We start from the raw sequence: 21,367 nt of genomic DNA on the forward strand, positions 1-21,367 counted from the left end.
CCTGAATCAGTCAGCACTAGACCGGCCTTCCAGCAAGCCGGGGTGCTGAGTTAATAACTGCGCATGTAAATGTTGCACCACGGCGTCTTCGATATGCCGTGGGTGCGGCAAATCAACCCTCACATCCAAAATAACTTTGGCTGGATTGCTAGATAAAAAAAGCAACCTGTCAGCCACGCAAATCGCTTCACGCAAACTGTGCGTGACAAACAAAACCGTAGGTTTTGTGCGCTGCCATAGCGCATACAACACAGCTCTTAACTGCTCGGCAGTCGGCGCATCAAGCGACTGAAATGCCTCGTCCATCAGCAATAAATCCGGCTCAATAATAAAAGCCCGCAGCAACGCAACCCGACGCTGCATGCCGCCAGAGAGTTGGCCGGGAAACATGGCACCGCAGTCAGCCAAACCGACTTGGGTTAGCAAGTCCTCAATACGTAAGACGTTCTGACTCAGCTTGCCGAGCACCAATTGAAGATTTTGCGTAACCGTCAGCCAAGGCATAAGACGCGGCTCTTGAAACATAAAACCAAGACGATGCGGCGGCATGCGCTCGCCGCGAAAGCTGATCTGGCCCTCAAAATCCAAATCCAATCCAGCAATCATATTGAGCAAGCTAGTTTTACCCGCACCAGACGGGCCGACGATGGCGACAAACTCACCCGGTTGCGCCGTAAAAGCTAGACTCTTAATCACGCAGCGCCCACCTGAATGGACCTTGCTTGAAACAGCAACATTAAGTGTCATACGCGCCACCGATTCAAATGTTTTTCCAGTGGTCTGAGCAGCGACTCTTCAACAAAAAAGATCACCAAAGCAAAAGCCAGCGTGTAGGCCAAAATGCCAGCGATATCGAAAAAATGAAAGAAACTACCAATCTGAAAACCTACCCCATTACTGCGGCCAAGCAATTCCACCACCAACACAATTTTCCAAATCAAGGCTAAACCATTGCGGGCAGAGCCAAACAAATAAGGCGTGAGTTGGGGCAGATAGACTTTAAAAAAACGATCGCGCCGACTTAAGCGGTAGACACTGGCCACTTGCAGCAAGCTTTTATCCACAGCACGCGCGCCCTCGCGCAGGCTGACTGCGACCATGGGTATTTTGTTGACTATCACCGCAATCAGCGCGGCGGTCTCAGATAAGCCAAACCAGATGTAGCACAAGATGATGATGACCAAGGCGGGTATGTTTAGCCCGAGAATCAAAATCACATCGAGCAAGCGATCCCAAGATCGTGACCAGCCCATCAAAATGCCTAAGGCCACGCCTATCAACATGGCCACACTAAAGCTGATGGCGACGCGGCGCAAGGTCATCGCCAGATGAAACAACAAGTCACCCTCGCGCAATTCTTGCCACAGTGTGGTCAGCACAGCGCTAGGTGGCGGCAGGGTTTGGCTCTCGAAAAAAACTGCCGCTGCCTGCCAGATACAAACCAAAATCAAGACAGGCAAAATCCGCGCCCAGCGCGACATGGGCGAAGCTAAATCAGCGGGCATACCGGACTTGGGTTTAGCGAAAAACAAGGACTTCAATGCAGGCGTTAGAAAACATTAAAAAAAGTTGAAAACGTTAAGAGAAGTTAAGAAGCACTGCAAGCGGGCAAGGAAAAGCCGGGCCAAAAAGTACCGGCAGATAAAGCTTTAGACCGGCCGACCATTTTCGCGCCGCCTGTCTCAGCTAACACCTTAAACGTTGCCGCCACTGCAGACCGCGTATCCGCGTCAGCGCAAACGGGAATACCGCGGCGATACTGCGTCTGTAAGGCCTTGAAAACGGCTTCATTTTCAGCCCGCATTATTGGCCTTAATGGCTCCCATTCGCCATCCTTACCCAGCAAAGCTTTGGCCTCAAAAGACGCGGCTAAAAAATTCTTCACCACCGCACTATTGGCTTGCGCCCAGTCCTCGCGAAAAACCCAACCTATCAGCGGTATGGGTTTGTTAATACCCAAGCCTTTGAGCATTTCTGGCACCTCAATCAGCGGGTGCATGCCGCTGGTTTCTAGCCGCGCCGCATAATGCCAAAAGTTCAGCGCCACATCGACCTGCCCGCTTAGCGCCAAGGCATTGAGCAAGGGCGGAGCTACATAGCTGGGTTGAGAAACCTGCGTCAAATCCATACCAAAATTACGCTGCGCATGCGCCCGCAGCAGTAACCAAGTCTTGTCAAAAGGGCCGCCTGCAATACCGAGTTTTTTGCCCTTTAAATCAGCCAAGGTTTTAATGCTGCTGGTGTCTTTAACCATCACCGAGCCGACTGCATTGGAATACGGTGCGAAGCTGTAAAGGTTTGAGGCAGCACGTTGTCGCGAGACCCAAATCCAGTCCGAGACAATCATGTCAACTGCCCCGCCTTGCAGTGCAATGGTTGAGGCATCGGGCGAAGCCAACGGCACGATTTGCAAATCTATGCCGCGTTTTTTAGCCAGTTCGTGGCGCTTCATCACATCGAGCTCCCAGCCGACAGTGCCAAACTGCAGCACACCGACTCGAATCGGTATCAAGCTGGGCATTACTGCTACTGGCTGCGCGTGGGTTAGCCCAGCGAAAAATAGCAACAGCGCGGTCAACAAAAAAGAAGGGAATTTTGAAAAACGGGAAATTAGGCGACAAATAAACATTGAACTCATCATAGCGAGGCAAAGGTATCCGCTCAGCTATGACGCTGGGGGTGGCAATTTAAAACTAAGATTTAAGCCAACCTAGGCGCTCTTAACCGTCCGCGCCACCCAGCTCAAGCGTCATGTACTGCCTATTGAAGTTACCTGTCGCCGCGCCGACCAATACTTAAACACACGCGGTAACAGCATCACCGATAGCACCACCAACACCAGCGCCAGAGACATAGGCCGCTGCAAAAAGATCAGCGCACTGCCCTCGCCGATTGACATAGCGTTGCGCAATTGGGCCTCGGCCAAGGGGCCCAAAATCATACCGACTACTACTGGCGCGGTCGGAAAATCAAAGCGCCGCATCACCACGCCCAACACGCCAATGCCGTACAGCAAATACAAATCAAAAGTGCTTTGACGCATGCTGTAAGCGCCAACGGTGGCGAAAATTAAGATGCCTGAATAAAGATAGTGCTTAGGAATTTTTAGCAACTTCACCCACAAACCCACCATAGGCAGATTGAGAATGAGCAGCATCACATTGCCGATGTAGAGCGAAGCGATCAAAGCCCAAACCAGCGCCGAGGACGAGGTAAACAACTGCGGCCCCGGCTGAATCCCGTAGTTTTGAAAAGCACCTAGCAAAATAGCCGTGGTGTTAGAGGTCGGAATACCCAAGGTTAAAAGCGGTATTAATGCCGTGGTCACGGTGGCGTTATTGGCGGCCTCTGGGCCAGCAACCCCTTCAATAGCGCCTTGGTTACCGAACTCGGTATTGTCTTTGGCGAGTTTTTTCTCTGCCGCATAGCTCAGAAATGTCGGTATCTCAGTGCCACCAGCCGGTATGCAACCAAAAGGCACGCCTATGGCCGTGCCACGCAGCCAAGCCGGCCAAGAACGACGCCAGTCTTTAGCCGTCATGTGGACACGGCTCATGGCGTTCTGACTGTCTTTAGCTTTGCCCTCAAACAATACCGCGTGCAGCACCTCGGCCACCGCAAACAGACCCACTGCTACCAGCACGATATCAATGCCGTCCAGCAATTCCAGCACGCCGCCGGTGTAACGCGCTTGACCGGTGATTTGGTCCAGCCCGACTAGGCCAGCAGCCAAACCAATAAACAGCGCGGTTAAGCCGCGCAGCACGCTTTTACCGAGTACTGCGCTGACGGTGGTGAAAGCCAGCAGCATCAGCATGAAGTACTCAGGCGGCCCGAGCTTGACGGCGAACTCGGCCACCACCGGCGCGAACAAGGTGACCAGCACAGTGCCTATGGTGCCGGCGACAAAAGAGCCTATCGCCGCAGTTGCCAGTGCCGCTCCGGCGCGGCCACTTTTGGCCATTTTGTTGCCCTCCATGGCGGTGACCATGCTAGCGGTCTCCCCCGGCGTGTTGAGCAAAATAGACGTCGTCGAGCCACCATACATAGCGCCGTAGTAAATACCGGCGAAAAAAATCATTGAAGCCGTCGCCTCAACCTTGACGGTGATGGGCAGCAGCATGGCGACAGCCACCGCCGGCCCAATGCCGGGCAGCACACCGACCGCAGTGCCCAGCGCGCAACCGACAAAACACCACATCAGGTTCACCGGCGTAGCGGCAGTGATGAATCCCTGCATTAAAAGATTAAAAATTTCCATGCTTTAAATCCAACCGCTAGAAGTCAGGCCAGGCAAACTAATCGCCAAAAATTTAGTGAACATCCAAAACACCGGTGCAGAAATCGCCGCGCCAATAGCCGCGTCTTTCAGCCAGCTCGCCAAGCTTTTGTCCCGCATCTCAGTGGCGCCGCGTAAGCCGCGCACGGCCAGCACAAAGCACAAGGTGCAGCTCAAGATAAAACCAATGCGGTTAATCAATACCGCGTTGATCAACATGCCCGCCGTGATCCAGATAAAGCCGGGCCAATAAGGCCGATCTTGACCCACAGGCAGTTCCATCGAGCGAAAGCCGCCCGAGAGCGACTCCCAGACAATAAAGACGCCGCAGCCAAGCAATGCAGCCGCCATAAACCACGGCAAAAAGTTGGGACCCACGCCGCCGTAGCCAGACGCAGAAGAAATATCCACCGCACCCCAAGCCAGCCCCAGCGCAATTAACAGCACGCCAGCGCCCACCAGCGTCTGGAAGAAAGTCGCGCTTTTGGCCATTTAAATCATCCCGGCTTTAGTCATGGTGTCGCGCAAATTAGCAAAGTCTTGCTCGACAAATTTATCAAATGCCGGGCCGCTGAGCACGGCCGGTGTCCAGCCAAATTTGACCAATGATTCTTGCCACGTCTTGGACTTAAGCGCCTGCAAAACCAGCGCCGTGAGCGCTTCACGCTGCTCTGACGTAATACCGGGTGCACCGTAAACACCGCGCCAATTACCAATCACCACATCAATACCCAACTCCTTGAGGGTCGGGGCGGCCAAGCCCGGCAGGCGTTCTTCAGAGGTCACGCACAGTGGCCGCATTTTGCCGGCGCTGATGAACTCGGCAAACTCGCTGTAACCGCTGCCACCAATCGTGACATTGCCGCCCAGCACTGCTGCAGTCGCCTCGCCGCCGCCGCGAAAAGCCACATAGTTTATTTTTGCAGGATCAACACCAACCTGACGGGCAATCATGGCCGCAGCAATATGCTCGGTAGAACCGCGTGAGCCGCCGCCCCACTTGACACTACCGGGGTCTTTTTTAAGCTGTGCAATGACTTCTTGCATGCTTTTAAACGGAGAATTAGCCGGCAACACAAACACGTTGTACTCGCTGTAGACGCGCGCAATCGGCGTGACTTGCGACAAGTTGACCGGTGGCTTACCGGTGATGATGCCGCCCAGCATTACCGCGCCCATCACCATCAAGGCATTGCCGTCGCCCTTGTTGGCATTGATGAACTGGGCCAAGCCCAACACACCAGCGGCGCCGCCCTTGTTGTCATAGCTCACCGTAGCAGCAGCACCCGAGTCGAGCATCGCTTTGCCCAAAGTGCGGCCAGTCAAATCCCAGCCGCCGCCCGGGTTGGCTGGGATCATCATCTTGATATTGGCAGCGGCCGCTTGAGCCGAAAAAGGCATGGCTCCAACAGCAGCAAGAGCGGCCATGGATTTGAGAAAGGTACTGCGGCGCATATCGGTCTCCTTGGAGTAATTGGTTTGGCTATCTTGCGGCAGCTGGCTGTCAAACAGCTGTCGTTAAACACTAGGGAAAGCGCTGATGGCAAAACCAAAAAGCCAACTAAAAAGTGCTGTGCACAGCAGTCTGAGAAAAACGTCTGGCTGCCCTGCCCTATCATCGGGACAACTATGAAACTGCTGTTAATCGAAGACGATGCCTCCATGCAAACCGCACTCAAGCGCGCACTAAGCCGGCGCGAAATTGATGTCACCTTATGCAGCGACGGTCTTTTAGCGCTTGAGCAATGGCTTAACAGCCAAGCCGATGTGGTGGTGCTCGATTTGAGTCTGCCCGGTCAAGACGGTCTGCAACTGTTAAGCCAAGCGCGCGGCCGCGGTTTAACTACACCTGTATTGATACTGACGGCACGCGGCACAGTCGGCGACCGGGTGATGGGTTTGAACTTGGGTGCAGACGACTACCTAGCCAAACCTTTTGACCTTGACGAGCTAGAAGCAAGACTGCGCGCTTTGCACAGACGGCGCACAAAAAATGAAGTATCAGCCGTTAATTTAGACACCAACCCTGAGCAATATTCAGTCGGTGAACTTCGCTACGACCAAGCCAGCGGCGCTATTTACCACCTGGGCTTGGCGCTCGAGCTAACGCCGCGTGAGCTCACGCTGCTGCAAACTTTAATGCTCAGACCCGGCCATGCGGTAGCCAAAGAAAAACTCTTTGAGTTGGTGTTTCCAGGCGCTATCGATGTGCAATACGAAGCGGTCGAAGTGGTGGTTTACCGGCTGCGTAAAAAACTCATTGGCAAAAAAGTTAACTTGATGACGCTGCGCGGTTTGGGCTATTTACTCAAAGCGGAAAGCTAAACCTTGATGCGTCTGCGCCAACCCGTGCTGTCCCTGCGCCGCCGTTTGCTATTGGGTATTTTGCTGCCGCTTTGCCTGCTGGTTGTCGTCAACACCTACAGCCTGTATATCCAAGCCTATAGCGCTATCAACACGGCTTATGACCGCAGCCTTTTGGCGTCGGCTAAAACCATAGGCGAGGAAATGGATGTTGAAGGCTTTGATGAGTTATCAAGGCTGCGCGTGACCGTGCCCTATGCCGCACTCGAAGCCTTTGAGGCCGACAACCACAGTCAGATTTTCTACCGCGTCTCTAGCCTCAACGGCGAGATGATTTCTGGCTTTGCCGAGTTACCTTTTTGGCGCGGCCAAATAGCTAGCAAGCCGCCCTATGCAGCCTTGGTTAATTTTTACGATACGGTGTTTCGTGGCCAGCCGGTGCGCGTCGCGGTGTTGCTGCAGCCCGTCGTCAGTCAACAAGGCCGCGGCATGGCCGTCATCCAAGTGGCCGAAACACTGGAGCTACGCCAAACACTGGCGCAAAAAATTCTGACCGACACAGTTTGGCGGCAACTCTTACTAGTGCTTGTAATAGCCTTGGTGGTAGTGCTGGTGGTGCAACTGGCGACCCGGCCAATACGCGCCTTAAGTGCTGAACTTCAAGCCCGGCCAGAAGGCGAATTAAGTCCCCTCAATGCACCCAACGCACCGCGTGAATTATTGCCCTTGGTGGACGCGACTAATGCGGTGATGGCCAGAATGCACAGCTTGCTAGAACATCAAAAACGCTTTATTCGCGATGCTGCACACGAGCTTAGAACGCCGTTAGCCGTACTCAAAGTACAAGTACAGTCAGCCCTGCGCGGAGACCTCACACCGATGTCCGCATTACTCGAAATCAGTCAAACAGTAGACCGAGCAACCCAGCTTGCGAATCAAATGTTGGCCTTAGCCAGAGTCGAAGAATTGCGCCAACAACCCGCGACCACATTTGTCGATTGGGCTGCAGTACTGCGTTCGACGGCGCTGGACTTGTCGCCATTAATCGCTGAAAAAAATTTGGATTTCGAAATTCGCACTAGACCCAGCATGATTGGCGCGCACGAATGGATGTTGAGTGAATTAGCACAAAACTTACTGCACAACGCGATAAAACATTGCCCTCATAACGGCAACCTGAGCGTGACATTAAGCCATGACGCCAATCATGCGCAGCTGTGCATTAGCGACAGCGGCACGGGCATCACGAACGAGCTCGCCGAGCGGCTGTATCAACCTTTTTCTGCCGGCGACCTGAAACACGGCTCCGGTCTGGGACTAGCCATATGTCACGAAATCGTTCAAGCTCTAAGCGGCTCAATAACACTTAAAAACCGGATGTTAAATGGTCATATTCAAGGACTAGACGCTGGTGTCAATTTACCGTTAAAAAGTAATCCACAAGCCAAAAATAAAATTTAATCTTTTTACCTGGAGATCACTGAAAAAAATGGAAAAATTACGCATAGATAAGTGGCTATGGGCGGCCCGCTTTTACAAGACGCGATCATTAGCTGCCGAAGAAATCGGTAAAGGCCGAGTGCAAATAAATGGCGTAGAAGCCAAGTCATCGCGTGAAGTCAAAGCTGGCGACGAGGTGTCACTGCGCCAAGGACCCTTGACTCGCACCGTCGAGGTGATGGGCATTAGCAACCAGCGCGGTGGTGCACCCGTCGCGCAACTACTTTATAAAGAAAGCGAAGAAAGCCTTGCCCGCAAAGCGTTGGCGGCAGAGCAAGGCCGGCTCGGCCAAGAGCCGGCTACAACGCTTGAGCATGGCCGACCCACCAAACGCGACCGACGCGATATTGAAAAAGCCCAAGGCCAAGGATGGGACAGTCGCTGGAGCGCTTCTGCTGATTAAAACAATTAGAGACCTAAGGCTTTCCAGCCTTCGGGCCCTAGTTTTTCAAGCGTGGCGATATTTTGTTCAAAGATGGCTTCAGCCTGCGGGAAAGATGCAACCGCACGCTCAACACTTTCTTCGCGCAGCAAGTGCAGAATAGAAAACGGTGCGCGGTTACTGAAGTTGCCCATGTCATCGGGCTCAGTGCCGTCGAACTGAAAGCCTGGATGAAAGCTCGCCAGTTGCACCACGCCAGATAAGTCATGCTCGTCGATCACATCTTCAGCAATTTCCAGAAAATCGTTAAAGTCTAAAAAGTCTTGAAACAAACTTGGATGAATTAACAAGGTAGTGTCAATTTGCTCTGCTGGTGTGGCCACCAGCAGATCGAGCTCGCGGTCTAGCTCTTCGAGCAAGTCATCCGCATGGCGGGCATGACTGACCACCAGCCTGACTTGGTTCTTCACATAAACCGCTTTGGCAAAGGGGCACAGATTCAAACCAATCACGGCCGCTTCCAGCCAGTGACGGGTCTGGCTCAGAACTTCGTCGTCGCTCAAGCCAGCCATATTTACTTCAGTGCCTTAAAGCGCATACGCTTAGGTTTAGAGCCTTCTTCACCCAAACGCTTTTTCTTATCGGCTTCGTATTCTTGGTAGTTACCGTCAAAAAATGTCCACTGGCTATCGCCTTCGGCAGCAAGAATATGGGTCGCAATACGGTCAAGAAACCAACGGTCGTGGCTAATGACCATGACTGAGCCGGCGAACTCCAACAGTGCATCTTCTAGCGCGCGCAAGGTCTCAACGTCCAAGTCGTTAGACGGCTCATCGAGCATCAACACATTGCCGCCAGCAATCAAGGTTTTGGCTAAATGCAGCCGACCGCGCTCACCACCGGACAAGGTACCGACACGCTTTTGCTGGTCACCACCGTTGAAGTTAAAACGGCCCGCATACGCGCGGCTTGGCATCTGAAATTTGCCGACATTGAGAATGTCGAGTCCGCCTGAGATGTCTTCCCAAACGGTTTTTTCATTTTGCAAATCGTCGCGGTTCTGGTCCACAAAAGCCATGCGTACGGTAGAACCCTTAACCACTTCACCGCTGTCGGGCAATTCCTTGCCTGCAATCAGTTTGAACAGCGTGGACTTACCCGCGCCGTTAGGGCCAATGATGCCGACGATGGCGCCGGCTGGAATCGTGAAACTCAAATTGTCAATTAATAGGCGGTCGCCAAAAGACTTGCTGACGTCTTTGAACTCAATGACTTGCGCACCCAAGCGTTCGGCGACGGGGATGAAAATCTCATTGGTTTCTACGCGTTTTTGGTATTCAAAATCGCTCAATTCCTCAAACCGTGCCAGACGCGATTTGCTCTTGGCTTGACGCGCTTTAGGGTTTTGGCGTGACCATTCCAATTCCTTCTTCAAGGCCTTGGCGCGGGCTTCTTCGCCCTTTTGTTCGGTTGCCAGACGCTCGCCCTTTTGTTCTAGCCAGCTGCTGTAGTTGCCCTTCCATGGAATGCCATGGCCACGGTCGAGCTCTAAAATCCATTCGGCTGCGTTGTCGAGGAAATAGCGATCGTGGGTAATCGCCACCACTGTGCCGGAAAAGCGCTGCAAGAACTGCTCAAGCCAGTCCACCGATTCAGCGTCCAAGTGATTGGTTGGCTCATCAAGCAGCAGCATGTCTGGCTTGGAAAGCAGCATGCGGCAAAGCGCAACACGGCGCTTTTCACCACCGGAGAGCACTCCGATTTTGGCATCCCAAGCCGGCAGACGAAGCGCATCAGCGGCGATCTCAAGCTGGTGCTCCGAGTCGCTGCCGCTGGTGGCAATAATGGCTTCCAAGCGCGCTTGCTCGGCAGCTAGCGCATCGAAGTCAGCGTCTTCCTCGCCATAGGCGGTGTAGACAGCTTCTAGCAAACCTTTGGCGGCAAAGACTTCGCCCATGGCTTCTTCAACGCTTTCGCGCACCGTGTGCTCGTCATTAAGCTTAGGCTCTTGCGGCAGGTAGCCGATGTTCAGACCCGGCATTGGTGTGGCTTCGCCTTCAATTTCCTTGTCCAGTCCGGCCATGATCTTGAGCAAGGTGGACTTGCCCGAACCGTTCACGCCCAGCATGCCAATCTTGGCGCCGGGGAAAAAGCTCAGTGACACGTCCTTGAGGATGTGGCGCTTAGGCGGCACAATCTTGCCGACCTTGTTCATGCTAAATACGTACTGGGCCATAACAACCTATCTCTTAAAAAAATAAAACTAAAGAAAAGCGCAGCCGCGCGGAACACACACCGTTAAGGCATGAATTGGAGGCGCGTTATTTACTGCAACCCTACCATTATCGTTCCGTGAGACAATACGTTTGTCTGAAGGCTCCAGTTGCCCCGGACATTTGGGCAACTCAAGGCTAGACCAAACAAATCTATCCAACGAGTCCTCAGCCCGACTTCCTGAACCCATCTGCCTACACTGGCGGGTTGCTTAAAAAACTTGAGCACCCTACAGGCCGATTCTTTAAGCATCCCAGCGGTGCAAAAAAATGACATTTGAAAATCTGAATCTGGCTCCGGCCATTCTTAAAGCTGTGCTTGAGCAGGGCTACGACACACCGACACCTATTCAAGCCCAAGCCATTCCGGCCGTGCTCGCAGGTGGTGACTTACTCGGTGGCGCACAGACCGGCACCGGTAAAACCGCAGCCTTCACGTTGCCTTTGCTGCAGCGCCTGTCCACCGAGCCACGCCTGACCAATCGCCGCGGTGTTAACGCCGTGCGCGCACTGATCATGACGCCAACCCGCGAACTCGCGGCGCAGGTCGAAGAAAGCGTTCGCACCTACGGCAAATACACAGACCTGACCTCTATGGTGATGTTTGGCGGTGTTGGCATGGGCGCACAAATAGAAAAACTGCGCCGCGGCGTTGACATCTTGGTGGCCACACCAGGCCGTCTGCTAGACCACGCCAGCCAAGGTACTTTGGACCTGAGCCAGGTGCAAATTTTGGTACTCGACGAAGCCGACCGTATGTTGGACATGGGCTTTATCCATGACATCAAAAAAGTGCTGGCCTTGGTGCCAAAGCAAAAACAAGTGCTGCTGTTTAGCGCCACTTTTAGCGACGAGATTCGTGACTTGGCCAACGGCTTGCTACGCGACCCAGCTCACATTCAGGTCACACCGCGCAACACCACAGTGCAGCGCATCACGCAAACCATTCACCCAGTCGGACGCAGCAAGAAAAAAGCCTTGCTGACCCACATCATTAACGAGCACAACTGGAGCCAGGTTCTGGTCTTCACGCGGACCAAGTTTGGCGCCAACAATGTGGCCGAGCACTTGACCAAAAACGGCATCGAAGCCATGGCGCTGCATGGCAACAAAAGCCAGACTGCACGCACGCAAGCGCTGCAAGGCTTTAAAGACGGCACGATTCGCGCGCTGGTTGCAACCGACATTGCCGCACGCGGTATTGATATCGACGAGTTGCCACATGTCGTGAACTATGAAATCCCTAACGTCAGCGAAGACTACGTGCACCGTATTGGCCGTACAGGGCGCGCCGGTAACAGCGGTGAAGCCGTCAGCTTGGTCTGTATGGACGAAGAAGGCTTTATGCAAGACATCGAGCGTTTCACTAAACAAAACATCGATAAAGTCGTGGTCCCCGGTTTTGAAGCCGATCCAGACGAGCGCGCAGAGCCGCTGGCCATGGGTCGTCAAACCATCTGGGGTGGACTCGGCAAACCGCCTAGCCGGGATGTGATGCAAGCCGCGGCAAAAGCTGCGCGCAGCGAAATGATGCAGCGTATCCGTGACACCAAAGGCGCACAGCCTGCGCGTGGCGCGGGCAATGGCGGCGGCGGTCGTAATGCAGGCAGTCCTGGCGGTCGAAGCGGCGGTGGAAACGCTGGTAACACTGGTAACACTGGTAACACTGGTAATGGCGGTGGCGGCTACAGCAATAATGGCGGTGGTAATGGCGGTAACGGCGGCGGCAGCAATGGTGGTAACGGTTATGGCCGTGGTCCACGTACGCCAAACCCAGGTCAGCCACGCATGAATTCTGGCTACGGCCAGCCTTCAGGCCAGCAGCGTCAAGCCCATGCACCGCGCCCTGCGCGTGAAGACCAGCAGCCACGCATGGACCCGCGCAACAACGAGCCGCGTCATGACAGCCGTAACAACTTTGACGACCAACAACCGTCTAGCCACGCATCGTCGGGCTTCCCTTCATCCGGCCAGCCGTCAGGCAACCGCAACAACTTCCGCGGCGCTCGTCCTGCGGGCGGCGGTGGTGGTGGTGGTGGTCGCGGCGGTAACAATGGCGGCGGTAATGGTGGTGGCAATGGCGGCCCACGTCGCAGCAATGGCGGCGGTTCAGGCCCATACGGCAGATAAAAAAAATAGCCAGATAAAACAGGGTGACCTGTTTTAGAAGAATCAAAAAAAGCCGCTTCCGAAGTTACTTCGGAGGCGGTTTTTTTATATCTAGCTGGTCAAAAAGATTGGCTAATTGAAGTCTTGATATGCCTCAGCCAAGATCGCCTCAAAGGCAAAACAAGATAAAAAACGCATGACAACTTGCTGCGTATTACTTTCGCCAATCATTTCTAAGTCTGGCGCGCAGACGCAGACACAATTTGAGTACGTCCAAATCGAAACAAGAACAGATGAGAATGGTCTAAAAGTAGCATTCAACGGCGTCAGGCTCTCGTGCTACATTGCACTAATCCTGTAACACAAGGAAATAGACATGAACCAAGCAACTTTTACTTTCAGAGTCGATGAAGGGCTAAAAGACGAGTTTTCCATAGCCGCAAAATCTCGCGATCGCACCGGTGCACAGCTTTTGCGCGACTACATGCGCGACTTTGTTAGACAACAGCAAGAGGACAGCGAACATGACGCATTCATCCGGCGCGAAGTACAAATCGGACTAAACGCGGCTAATGCCGGTGATGTGGTTTCAGCACAGGAAATCGAATCACAAGCAGCACAGTGGCGCGCACAAATGCAACGCAAGCTATCCGGCGTCTGAGTTGTGGAACTCGTTTGGACGCGGCCAGCACAGGCAGACCGAAAAACGATTCGCGAATTTATAGCAACCAGCAACCCAAGCGCCGCACTTAAGATCGACAAACTTTTATCCGACAGATCAACGAGTCTGATTAATCACCCTGGCTTAGGACGACTCGGCAGACTACAGGGCACGCGCGAGCTTGTAGTGCATAACAACTACATACTAATTTATGACGTAGTCAACGATCTCATTCGAGTACTGCGCGTGTTGCACGCAGCTAGGCAGTGGCCACCGATAAAAGATTGATTTAATTAGCGTCAGCAATAAAGCCAATATTGATGATGGTTTGAGTGAACTGCAAAGCCTCAGACATCAGCTTTCACAGCAACCTTCACCCCAGCCCTAAGCTGCTTAGCCGGCAAACCTAGTTTTGGCAAACTGCGCTTGGTAGCGAGTACCAGCTCTATGTCTTCTCTTGCACCATCTATCAATACCAAAATAGCTTTTTCAGCTTTTAAGGGCTTGCGCGCGAGCACTGCATCTAGCACTGCGCGATGCAGCGGCAAAGACCGCGTTGGGCCATCTTTGCGACTGGTAGAGATCTCAAAACTAGTGCGTAGCAAAGCGCCCAAAACTTTACTCATTTGAATAATCATGCGATTGTGAGAGGCAATTAAAAGGCCTTGGTGAAAGCGCAAATCAAAGGTTACATAGTCGCCGCCAAACTTGACGGCATGCTCCATGCCTTCATAGGCCTGCGTAATACAGAGCAACTCTTGCGGCGTGGCGCGCTCAGCCGCTAGGCGCACAGCGGCGGGTTCAACGACGCGGCGCAGCTCTTGCAAATCACGTAAAAACTCGGGCGTAAAACCGGTCTTGGACTGCCAAGATACGACGTCTGGATCAAACCAATTCCACTCACTTTCGGGCAGCACCCGGGTACCCACTTTAGGCCCGGTGGTAATCAAGCCCTTGGCAATCAATGACTTAACAGCTTCGCGAATAACTGTTCGACTGACACCGAGTTCTTCGCACAGCAAGGGCTCTGGTGGCAATGATTGGCCGGCATGATAACGCCCGTCAATGATGGCTTGACCAAGAAAATCAACCGTGTTGCCGTGAACATTTTTGATCATAGGTTTTATCCGTTTTATCGCACAAACAAAGTCACCAAAGGGTCTGCGCCGCGCTGGCAGCTCCAGTGTCCGTGCACGCCAGCATCAAACACTGCACCTTCTGGCAAGGTATCAGCAGAATAGAAATGCTGGCCCGGCGTGAAAACGCGGGAACTCCCATCCGCTAAACCTATTTCCATCTCACCGCCCAAAATAAAAACCCATTGCGCATGCGGTGAGCAGTGCGTCTGGCTACGAAAACCCACCGGACTGTGGCGCAGTTGCATGCCTGCTGAAGGCGTTAATTCAGACAGCATGGATTGCGGTGATCCGAGTGGCAAGGCAATCGATTCCTCGCGAAATTGGGCCCGGCCGTCAACGTCTGTATAAAGAACTATTTGTTTGAAAACACTCACCTTGCGCTCCGCTTCAAAAATAATTTGACAAGAAAACCGTCACAAAAAAACACGGTATTTAGACGCTATTTTAAAGGCCTCACCAAATGTACCCAAAGCCCCCGCAAAACCAAGGCTGAAAACGGCTACAAGCTCGCCGTCATACCGCCGTCAACAAACAAAATATGGCCGTTGACAAAACTCGCTGCATCGCTAGAGAGAAACACCGCCGCACCCGAGAGTTCCGCCACATCGCCCCAACGTCGGCTAGGTGTACGGCCAATCAACCAATCATTAAAAACCGGGTCATTCACCAGTTTTTCAGTCAACTCAGTTTTAAAGTAACCCGGTGCCAAACCATTGCATTGCAAACCCAGCGGCCCCCAGTCCACCGCCATACCCTTGGTTAGCATTTTGGCCGCGCCCTTGCTGGCCATATAGGGCGCAGTGCCGGGCCGACCCAACTCACTTTGCACCGAGCAGATATTGATGATCTTGCCGCGACCGCGTGGAATCATTTTTCGCGCCACGGCTTGGCCGACAAAAAACATGCTGTCTAAATTAGTCCGCATGATCTCGTGCCAATGCTCAACTTCAAAGTCTTGCAACGGCACTCGCCGCGTCATGCCAGCGTTGTTCACCAAAATATCAATCGCGCCTAATTCGTTTTCAATCTCATCAACTGCGAGTTGCACGGCGTGACTTTGCGTGACATCGAAAGCGCGAGTACTCACGCTCAAACCCTCGCTACGCAATTGAATGGCGGCTTTTTCTAGCTTGTCTAAATTGCGACCGTTAAGAATTAAGCGCGCGCCAGAGTGGCCAAGGCCGCGCGCTAGCGCAAAGCCAATGCCGCCGGAAGAGCCGGTAATCAAGGCCTGACGGCCGTCGAGTCTGAATGAGGGTGCGTTCATGCTTAGTCCAAACGAGCGGTAGTCTTGCCATCAAACACGTGGGTTTTAGCGCCATCGATTTCGAGAAAAATTTGGTCTTGTGGTTTAGCGTCGGTGCGGCCATGCAACACGACGACAAAGCGCGCATCGCCCACTTCAATGAGTAATTCAGTTTCAGCACCAGTGGGCTCCACCACTATGACTGTGGCCGGTATACCTTGCGCATTAAGCGACACCGTGATGTCGCTTGGCCGCACACCGAAATGCACTATCTGGCCATGCTCGCCTTGCGTTAAATTTGCTACCGTCCACTGCTGGCCATGCGACTGAACCCAAATACGGCCATCGGCTTTATGCAGCACACCTTCAATCACATTCATAGAGGGCGAGCCAATAAATTGCGCGACGAATAAATTTCCCGGTCGGTCAAACAGTTCTAGCGGCGTGCCAATTTGCTCAACGATGCCGTCGTGCATCACCACAATCCTGTCTGCCATGGTCATGGCTTCTATCTGATCGTGGGTGACATATACCGTGGTGGTCTTGAGGCGGTAGTGCAAATCCTTAATCTCGGCGCGCATGGCAACCCGCAATTTAGCGTCAAGATTGGACAACGGCTCATCAAATAAAAATACCTTGGGGTCGCGCACAATCGCTCTACCCATGGCGACGCGCTGACGCTGACCGCCAGAGAGTTCTCGCGGAAAGCGTTCAAGCAGCGGATCGAGATTGAGAATGCGCGCTGCATCGCCCACGCGCTTATCCGTCAAGGCTTTATCAGCCTTGCGCAATTTCAAACTAAAAGCCATGTTGTCGCGCACTGTCATGTGGGGGTAGAGCGCATAGCTCTGGAACACCATGGCGATGTCGCGATCTTTAGAATCCAAGTCGTTAATTAATTTGTCATCGATGGCGATTTCGCCGCCGCTGATTTCTTCAAGACCGGCCAACATGCGCAGCAGCGTCGACTTGCCGCATCCAGAAGGCCCGACCAAAACGACGAACTCACCGTCAGCGATGTCAAAAGAAATGCCGTGAATAATCTTGGTTTTTCCATACGATTTTTCGATATTGCGAAATGAAACAGATGCCATGAAGTACTCGCTTTCGAATCAGCTTTTGACAGCGCCAGCGGTCAAGCCGGACACCATATAACGTTTAAAGGTGTAGTAAATCGCCGCTGGAGGCAGGGCGTAAATCAGTCCGGTCGCCATGAGTAGTTCCCAAGGTGAATCGTCAGCCGACAAAAAGCTGCCCAGAGCCACGCCTAAAGTGACGCTCTTGTCATTCGATAACAATAAAAAAGCGTAGAGGTATTCATTCCAAGCCAGCAGTAGCGAGTAAGTGCCCACCGCAACTAAGGACGGCACCATAAGCGGTAAGTAAACCAGCCGAAACAATTGCAAAGGGGAAGCGCCATCCATCATGGCAGCCTCGTCAAGCTCATAAGGCAGTTTGTCTGACGCCTGCTTGAGCACCCAAATACAGTAAGGCGTGGCAATAGTCACCATGGCCAAAATCAAAGCCCACTGACTGCCCAACATGCCGTAGTTACCCATGGTTTTATACATGGGCACAGCCAGAAAAGCAGCCGGAATAAAGTAAGTCAGCAAGGCCAAATTCATCACTGTGCGGCCACCGCGCACCTTGAGCCGGCTAATTGCAAAAGCCGCTGCAGTGGCGATGAATAGCGTGATCACGCCAACCGCGACCGCAATAAAAAGTGAGTTCCACATCTGCAACCAGAAGTGATTGAGGTAGTGATGTTTTTGCATGAACACGACCTCAAAATTATCCAGCGTTGGCGACTTTGGCCAGATGCGGCCTGAGGTCGCGGTGTCGCGCGGTGAGATCGCAAACAAGAACAAATGGTAGAGCGGAATCATTGTCCAGATCAGCAGCGGTATGCCAATCAAGAGCAACTTAGCTTCCGTTGTGACGGCCTTAAGGGTGATAGATTTTTTCATTTCGACAACCGTTTCATCATGAAATACATCAGCGGCGCAATCAAAGGTACGGCTACCACGATAGACGCCATCGCCAGATCGACTTGGTCAAGCCGCAAATAACGAATACCCAGTGTTGCCAACACATGCGTCAAATCGGCTGGGCCGCCACCGGTTAGCAGGTAAACACTGTTGAAATCACCCAGTGTCCAAATCATGGACAAAATAGTCGAGGTGAGATAAATGGTGCGCATCGATGGCCAAGTAATGAACTTGAATTTTTGCCAGTTAGACGCGCCGTCAACCGATGCGGCTTCATATTGCTCGGCCGGAATCGACATACGTGCGGCAACCAAAATCAACGTCCAAAACGGCAGCGATTTCCAGATGTGCATCAGCATGGCAAAGATCAAAGCCAGCGTCGGATCGTTCAGCCAGTTCGGTCCATCTAAGCCGGTCAGGTTGTAAATCATGGTGTTGATCACGCCCCACTCGGGGTTGAGCATGAAACGCACCGACAAAATCGTCGGTATCGAGGGCACGGCCCACGGCAGGATAAACAGCAGCGAGAGCCATTTAATCCAAGCGCGTTTTTGCACAAAAAAACCAGATAAAAGCAGTGCCACCGCCATTTTTATATTGATGGCGACGAGCAGAAAAATAATCGTGTTGATCAGACTGCGGAAAAAAATCGGATCTTCAAACAAGGCCTCGTAACTCGCCGGATGGCGCGCCAACCAAAGACCGTAGCCGACCGGATAAACCACAAAAATCAGAAACAACAATAGATAAGGCACGACCAATACCAGACCCCAGAACTCCCAGGATGTCATGGCTTTTTTGGCACGCACAAGAGGTGCGGCTGGCGCAGAAATGGTGAGAGTACTCATGACATCATGTGGTTTGGAGAAAGATCAAAAGTCTCCGCTCAAGCTGCCCGACATTGCGTTGGGCAGCTTGGGAGTCGTGAAAAAACTAGCGATTTATTTACCACTACCAGCGCTCAAACTGGCGCAAGAAGTGACGCACAAACTATCGCTATGGGCTTAACCCGCGACCGCTTTGATACGGGCAATCATTTCGTCAACTGCCTTATCAACCGGCACTTTTTCACTCACCACACGGTTCATGGCTTTGGCCCAAACGTTCTCATTATTGAGAATTGTGAATTTGTAGTTCTTGGTGAACTCAAACGGTACGGTACCGGCCGCGTACTGCGCATGCACGGCTTTGCGGTGAACGTCTTCCATCCAAAACGGGCTAGCTTGTCCGACCTTGGTGACCGGGAACCAACGGCCTAATGAGCCTTCAACATAGGGCGTGAGGTTGATCTCGTTCATGAAGAACTGCACAAACTCTTTAGCCCTTGGCTTGTTTTTAGAATCAGTGAACACCACGCCAGTTTTGATCGCCGTGCGGTAAATCATTTTGCTGCCATCGGGTTTGCTTGGAAAACCTGCGGTTGCAATCTGCTCGTAATAAGCCTTTTTACCTTTTGCACGGTCTTCAGCGCTTAAAGAAGTGTTGTTCGCATCATCCAACCACTTAGCGGCGATAGAGATCGTCGCGTTGTGCGTCATGATGGTTGTGCGGTTGTGAAACGCGACATTGTTGTCCGGGTCTTTCCAACTCGTCGACGACGGTGGTGTGCAACCATTGATGTAAGGCGCGGTGTAGTCTTTTAGCGCTGAGATTAAACCGGCTCTAACCTTAGGATCATCGACTGTGAGTTTGCCATTGGCGTCAACCATCTTGACGTTGTAAGCATCCGCAAAAGTCAGGAAAGAATAAAAGGAATCCGATGAATCTACGCCCATGGGCTGACCGATACCAAAGGTGCGGTTGCCGCTGGCTTTGCGATGCGCCGGCTGAGCCTTGTTGCACCAAAATGACCAATACTCGTTCCAAGTTTTGGGAATGTCGGATTCCTTCAAACCCGCCTCAGTCAACATGTCACGCCAGTACTGAATGTGCATGGTCTGCTGCTTCATAGGGAAGGAGTAGTAAGCACGCTTTTTAGTCACGTCGTTATAGAGATAAGTGGTCTCTAATGTGTTGGGCGTGAAGTTAGCCTTGAGAGGCACCAACACATCGCTCAAGTCTTCCAATTTTCCTTCATACGCCCATTTAGCCGCGACTTGAAAATCAAAGGTATCGCCATATGCCACGTCAGGTGGATTTTTTGAATCCAGCGCTGCAACGGTTTTTGGAATCATGTCCTGTATCGGGTACTGGGACAGCTCGACTTTGACGTTTGTTTTGGCTTCAAACTTTTTAATCACGTCATAAAGCGCAGCGTCTTCGGCCTTGTAAAAACCTTTGACCCACCAGACGGTGAGTTTTTCTTGTGCGCTGACTTGTCCAGCGACTAACAAGCCTGCGGCGAGCATCGCAGCGGTGAGAATTGTCTTGGGATTCATAATTTTTTGTCTCCTTAACAGATTGATTGGCTAGTGCAAAAAAACCGATGCCACGCAAACTAATGGCCTGCTTATCATATGATGATTGAATCTTTTATTCTTCTAAGGAAAACCCGCATTTTTTTAAGTTAAAGCATCTCAGGAATTGCACTTAAAAGTGGAGAACCCAGATAGTGAGCGCCTAAATTAGCCACGGCTAAATCAGCCATTGCCTGCCGCGTTTGAATCGTTGCGCTAGCCATATGCGGGGTAAGCACTACGTTATCCATTAACAGCAAGGCGGCAAGCGGTCGGGGTTCAGCCTCAAACACATCTAAGCCAGCACCGGCAATTACGCCGTTTTCAAGCGCAGAAACTAAGGCTGCCTCGTCGACCACTGAGCCGCGCGCCACGTTAATCAAATAGCCTTCTGAACCCAATGCGGCAAGCACCTCGGCGTTGACCAAATGCTGGGTTGCAGAGCCACCCGGCGTGATGAGAATTAAAAAATCAACCGCCTTGGCCAGATGCAACGTGTCGGGAAAATACGCATAAGAAAGGTTAGATTTTTGGCTGCGTGCGGTGTAGGCAATCGACATACCAAAAGCCGCAGCGCGGTTAGCAATGGCTTGACCGATGCGGCCCAAACCGACTATGCCCAAACGCGCACCCGAGACCTTGCGCGCCAGCGGCATAGCACCTTCTTTGGCCCAACGGCCGGCACGCACATACTGGTCGGCTTGCGGAATGCGCCTAGCCACAGACAGCATCAGACCGATGGCTAAGTCAGCGACTTCGTCATTCAAAACGCCGGGTGTATGCGTGACCGCAATCTTGCGCTGCAGCGCAGACTCAACATCGACACCGTCGTAGCCCACACCCATGATGGAGATAATTTCTAGCGCGGGCAAACGCGCTAACAGCGCGTCGGGTACTTTGGACTCACCACCGCCGACGATGGCGGTTATTGAGCCGGCTATTTTGTCAAACGCCGCTGTGTCGGTTTCATGCAAACGTTCATGCACGTCATAGTGTTCCTGCAATGGCGCGAGAAAAAAAGGCGCCAGCTTTGAGACCGCCAGCAGTTGCGGGCGGGGCCGCGATGAGGGTAGCAACGAGGATGTCAAAT

23 protein-coding genes are annotated in these 21,367 nt (G+C 52.6%); 7 read left to right on the top strand and 16 right to left on the bottom strand.

Going from position 1 to position 21,367, the window contains the following annotated elements:
- Nucleotides 1–6: 6 nt before the first annotated feature.
- From HC248_RS12225 to HC248_RS12250, 6 genes are all read right to left on the bottom strand, one after another.
- Nucleotides 7–696: an ABC transporter ATP-binding protein gene (locus HC248_RS12225; RefSeq protein ID WP_202882381.1), complete on the bottom strand. Its 690-nt coding sequence runs from the start codon at nucleotides 694–696 to the stop codon at nucleotides 7–9.
- A 47-nt stretch (nucleotides 697–743) separates the two neighbouring features.
- Nucleotides 744–1,505 carry an ABC transporter permease gene (locus HC248_RS12230; protein WP_168922718.1) on the bottom strand — a complete coding sequence of 254 codons (762 nt, stop codon included), beginning with the start codon at nucleotides 1,503–1,505 and terminating at the stop codon, nucleotides 744–746.
- Between the two features lie 83 nt (nucleotides 1,506–1,588).
- Nucleotides 1,589–2,521 (bottom strand): ABC transporter substrate-binding protein, encoded by a 933-nt coding sequence (locus HC248_RS12235; RefSeq protein WP_202882382.1) that lies wholly within the window; start codon nucleotides 2,519–2,521, stop codon nucleotides 1,589–1,591.
- A gap of 228 nt (nucleotides 2,522–2,749) precedes the next feature.
- Entirely contained in the window at nucleotides 2,750–4,261 is a 1,512-nt protein-coding gene (locus HC248_RS12240) for a tripartite tricarboxylate transporter permease (protein ID WP_168922719.1), read from the bottom strand.
- A gap of 3 nt (nucleotides 4,262–4,264) precedes the next feature.
- Nucleotides 4,265–4,771 carry a tripartite tricarboxylate transporter TctB family protein gene (locus HC248_RS12245; protein ID WP_168922720.1) on the bottom strand — a complete coding sequence of 169 codons (507 nt, stop codon included), beginning with the start codon at nucleotides 4,769–4,771 and terminating at the stop codon, nucleotides 4,265–4,267.
- A complete protein-coding gene (locus HC248_RS12250; RefSeq protein ID WP_168922721.1) occupies nucleotides 4,772–5,734 on the bottom strand; it encodes a Bug family tripartite tricarboxylate transporter substrate binding protein in 963 nt (320 codons plus the stop codon).
- A gap of 174 nt (nucleotides 5,735–5,908) precedes the next feature.
- Between HC248_RS12250 and HC248_RS12255 the strand changes: the two genes are divergently transcribed.
- From HC248_RS12255 to HC248_RS12265, 3 genes are read left to right on the top strand one after another with little or no spacing between them, the layout of a single operon-like run.
- Nucleotides 5,909–6,604 carry a response regulator transcription factor gene (locus HC248_RS12255; RefSeq protein ID WP_168922722.1) on the top strand — a complete coding sequence of 232 codons (696 nt, stop codon included), beginning with the start codon at nucleotides 5,909–5,911 and terminating at the stop codon, nucleotides 6,602–6,604.
- Nucleotides 6,605–6,610: 6 nt separating this feature from the next.
- On the top strand, nucleotides 6,611–8,044 hold the full coding sequence (locus HC248_RS12260) for a sensor histidine kinase (protein ID WP_168923820.1): 1,434 nt from the start codon (nucleotides 6,611–6,613) through the stop codon (nucleotides 8,042–8,044).
- Nucleotides 8,045–8,072: 28 nt separating this feature from the next.
- Nucleotides 8,073–8,486, top strand: coding sequence for an RNA-binding S4 domain-containing protein (locus tag HC248_RS12265; RefSeq protein ID WP_168922723.1), 414 nt, complete (start codon nucleotides 8,073–8,075; stop codon nucleotides 8,484–8,486).
- Between the two features lie 5 nt (nucleotides 8,487–8,491).
- On the opposite strand, the gene HC248_RS12270 is transcribed toward HC248_RS12265, so the two are convergent.
- Both HC248_RS12270 and ettA read right to left on the bottom strand, forming a co-directional pair.
- Nucleotides 8,492–9,037 (bottom strand): DUF1415 domain-containing protein, encoded by a 546-nt coding sequence (locus HC248_RS12270; protein ID WP_202882383.1) that lies wholly within the window; start codon nucleotides 9,035–9,037, stop codon nucleotides 8,492–8,494.
- A 2-nt stretch (nucleotides 9,038–9,039) separates the two neighbouring features.
- Nucleotides 9,040–10,701, bottom strand: a complete 1,662-nt coding sequence (ettA, locus tag HC248_RS12275) for an energy-dependent translational throttle protein EttA (RefSeq protein WP_168922724.1) — start codon at nucleotides 10,699–10,701, stop codon at nucleotides 9,040–9,042.
- Between the two features lie 307 nt (nucleotides 10,702–11,008).
- Between ettA and HC248_RS12280 the strand changes: the two genes are divergently transcribed.
- The 3 genes from HC248_RS12280 (at nucleotide 11,009) to HC248_RS12290 (ending at nucleotide 13,796) form a co-directional block, all read left to right on the top strand.
- A complete protein-coding gene (locus tag HC248_RS12280; protein ID WP_168922725.1) occupies nucleotides 11,009–12,868 on the top strand; it encodes a DEAD/DEAH box helicase in 1,860 nt (619 codons plus the stop codon).
- A gap of 355 nt (nucleotides 12,869–13,223) precedes the next feature.
- The gene (locus HC248_RS12285) at nucleotides 13,224–13,508 is read left to right on the top strand and encodes a CopG family ribbon-helix-helix protein (RefSeq protein WP_168922726.1); all 285 of its coding nucleotides are present in this window, start codon (nucleotides 13,224–13,226) and stop codon (nucleotides 13,506–13,508) included.
- 3 nt (nucleotides 13,509–13,511) lie between these two features.
- Entirely contained in the window at nucleotides 13,512–13,796 is a 285-nt protein-coding gene (locus HC248_RS12290) for a type II toxin-antitoxin system RelE/ParE family toxin (RefSeq protein WP_168922727.1), read from the top strand.
- 59 nt (nucleotides 13,797–13,855) lie between these two features.
- Here HC248_RS12290 and HC248_RS12295 read toward each other — a convergent pair whose 3' ends face one another.
- The 6 genes from HC248_RS12295 to HC248_RS12320 all read right to left on the bottom strand — a co-directional run bounded on the left by HC248_RS12295 (nucleotide 13,856) and on the right by HC248_RS12320 (nucleotide 18,729).
- A complete protein-coding gene (locus tag HC248_RS12295; RefSeq protein WP_168922728.1) occupies nucleotides 13,856–14,626 on the bottom strand; it encodes a FadR/GntR family transcriptional regulator in 771 nt (256 codons plus the stop codon).
- A 14-nt stretch (nucleotides 14,627–14,640) separates the two neighbouring features.
- Nucleotides 14,641–15,021 carry a cupin domain-containing protein gene (locus tag HC248_RS12300; RefSeq protein WP_168922729.1) on the bottom strand — a complete coding sequence of 127 codons (381 nt, stop codon included), beginning with the start codon at nucleotides 15,019–15,021 and terminating at the stop codon, nucleotides 14,641–14,643.
- 125 nt (nucleotides 15,022–15,146) lie between these two features.
- Nucleotides 15,147–15,914, bottom strand: coding sequence for an SDR family NAD(P)-dependent oxidoreductase (locus tag HC248_RS12305; RefSeq protein ID WP_168922730.1), 768 nt, complete (start codon nucleotides 15,912–15,914; stop codon nucleotides 15,147–15,149).
- Nucleotides 15,915–15,916: 2 nt separating this feature from the next.
- Nucleotides 15,917–16,987 (bottom strand): ABC transporter ATP-binding protein, encoded by a 1,071-nt coding sequence (locus HC248_RS12310; protein WP_168922731.1) that lies wholly within the window; start codon nucleotides 16,985–16,987, stop codon nucleotides 15,917–15,919.
- Between the two features lie 18 nt (nucleotides 16,988–17,005).
- Nucleotides 17,006–17,860, bottom strand: coding sequence for a carbohydrate ABC transporter permease (locus HC248_RS12315; protein WP_168922732.1), 855 nt, complete (start codon nucleotides 17,858–17,860; stop codon nucleotides 17,006–17,008).
- A complete protein-coding gene (locus HC248_RS12320) occupies nucleotides 17,857–18,729 on the bottom strand; it encodes a carbohydrate ABC transporter permease (protein ID WP_168922733.1) in 873 nt (290 codons plus the stop codon). Before HC248_RS12320 ends, HC248_RS12315 begins: the two co-directional genes overlap by 4 nt.
- Between HC248_RS12320 and HC248_RS12325 the strand changes: the two genes are divergently transcribed.
- A complete protein-coding gene (locus HC248_RS12325) occupies nucleotides 18,728–18,889 on the top strand; it encodes a hypothetical protein (RefSeq protein WP_168922734.1) in 162 nt (53 codons plus the stop codon). The genes HC248_RS12320 and HC248_RS12325 overlap by 2 nt on opposite strands.
- On the opposite strand, the gene HC248_RS12330 is transcribed toward HC248_RS12325, so the two are convergent.
- Both HC248_RS12330 and HC248_RS12335 read right to left on the bottom strand, forming a co-directional pair.
- Entirely contained in the window at nucleotides 18,886–20,259 is a 1,374-nt protein-coding gene (locus tag HC248_RS12330) for an ABC transporter substrate-binding protein (RefSeq protein ID WP_168922735.1), read from the bottom strand. The genes HC248_RS12325 and HC248_RS12330 overlap by 4 nt on opposite strands.
- Nucleotides 20,260–20,387: 128 nt before the next feature.
- Nucleotides 20,388–21,365 (bottom strand): 2-hydroxyacid dehydrogenase, encoded by a 978-nt coding sequence (locus HC248_RS12335; protein WP_238342618.1) that lies wholly within the window; start codon nucleotides 21,363–21,365, stop codon nucleotides 20,388–20,390.
- Between the last annotated feature and the right edge of the window lie 2 nt (nucleotides 21,366–21,367).

The organism is Polaromonas vacuolata, assembly GCF_012584515.1.
Lineage (GTDB): Bacteria > Pseudomonadota > Gammaproteobacteria > Burkholderiales > Burkholderiaceae_C > Polaromonas > Polaromonas vacuolata.